Origin of the sequence: Corallococcus praedator (assembly GCF_003612125.1) — a bacterium.
In the GTDB taxonomy this organism is placed as follows: domain Bacteria; phylum Myxococcota; class Myxococcia; order Myxococcales; family Myxococcaceae; genus Corallococcus; species Corallococcus praedator.
On record NZ_RAWI01000767.1, the window covers coordinates 1 to 1162 of the forward strand.

The 1162-nt window shown below is 72.4% G+C and carries 2 protein-coding genes; both read right to left on the reverse strand.

Features of this window, described 5'->3' with window-relative positions:
• Positions 1–110, reverse strand: a 110-nt coding sequence (locus D7Y13_RS48510; protein ID WP_341870479.1) for a metallophosphoesterase, incomplete at its 3' end; no start/stop codon positions are given.
• Between the two features lie 86 nt (positions 111–196).
• Entirely contained in the window at positions 197–1057 is an 861-nt protein-coding gene (locus D7Y13_RS41605; protein WP_120534440.1) for a sigma-70 family RNA polymerase sigma factor, read from the reverse strand.
• Positions 1058–1162 lie beyond the last annotated feature (105 nt).

Genomic DNA, 1162 nt, shown 5'->3' on the forward strand with positions numbered 1-1162 from the left:
AGGTCCCCCACCAGCACCACCCGGTCCGCCGGACTCCAGCCACACGCCTTCAGGAGCGCATCCAGCTCACTGGAACAGCCGTGCACATCCCCGATGAAGAGCGTTCGCATCCCAGCCCCTCTTTAACGCACTGGCCGCGTCCACCCTGCCCGGTTTCTCGGGCCCCTGGCTTCCAGGGCAGGGCTCGCGCGCCGCGTTACTCGGAATGGGAGCGCAACAACCGACTCAGGCTCACGTCCAACTGGCTGGAGATGAGCCGCAACACGCTGTCCAACTGCGAGCGCGTCAGCCGCAGCCGCTCCGTCAGCCGCTGGCGCGTCCCGTCCAACAGCTCCTCCTGCGCTCCCACCACCCACCGCGCCGCCGTGGAGCGGTGCACCCCGTACAGCGCCCCCAACTGGTCGATGCCCAGCCCGTCCAGGTACTTCAACCGCAGGAAGTTGCGCTGCCGCGCCGACAGGGCCGCCAGCGCCGCCTGGAACGACGCGCTGAACTCCGCCCGGTATGTCTGCTTCAGGTACGCCAGCTCCGGGTCATCCCCGGGTGCCACCAGCATCGACAGGTCGCCGTCCTCCGACTGCGCCTGCCCCGAGCGCTGCCGCTGCCAGTCCAGCGCCAGCCACAGCGCCGCCGCGCGCACCCAGCCCGCCAGCGGCCCCGTGCCCGGATAGGCCGCCAGCCGTGCCGGCGCCTCCGCGCTCCCCACCAGCATCCGCTGCCGCAACAACTGGCGGACTTCATCCAGGCCCGCCGCGGGCAGCTTCAGCCGGGACACCGCCGCGTCCACCTCCGGCATCAGGCGCGCCTCGAACGTGGCCAGCGCCGTGGGCAGGCCGTCCGCCGCCGCGCGCGCCAGGTACACGTCCGTCATGTGCAGCTTGCCCCAGGCCTCCTCGTTGCCCTCGGCGGGGATCAACCGGGCCAGGTGCGCCGCGAAGCGCGGGCCCTCCAGCGCCACCCCGGGCCAGGACAGACGGGCCGCCTCCAGCGCCGCCGCCAGTCGCTCCTGGAGGGCGGGCAGGGCACCAGCCGGCTCCGCTCTTCCTCGGGCGGTCATGAACGCCTGGGCTAGGGGCAAATCCGGGAGGGCCACGCCACAGGACACTATCACCGCGCACTGTCACCCCGCCGACCCCTCCCCATGTCGCAACCGCTTCTCCCC

What these genes read in the sequence shown, in the direction of transcription:
- D7Y13_RS41605 (WP_120534440.1), bottom strand. Translation starts at nt 1,057, where the DNA reads ATGACCGCCCGAGGAAGAGCGGAGCCGGCTGGTGCCCTGCCCGCCCTC.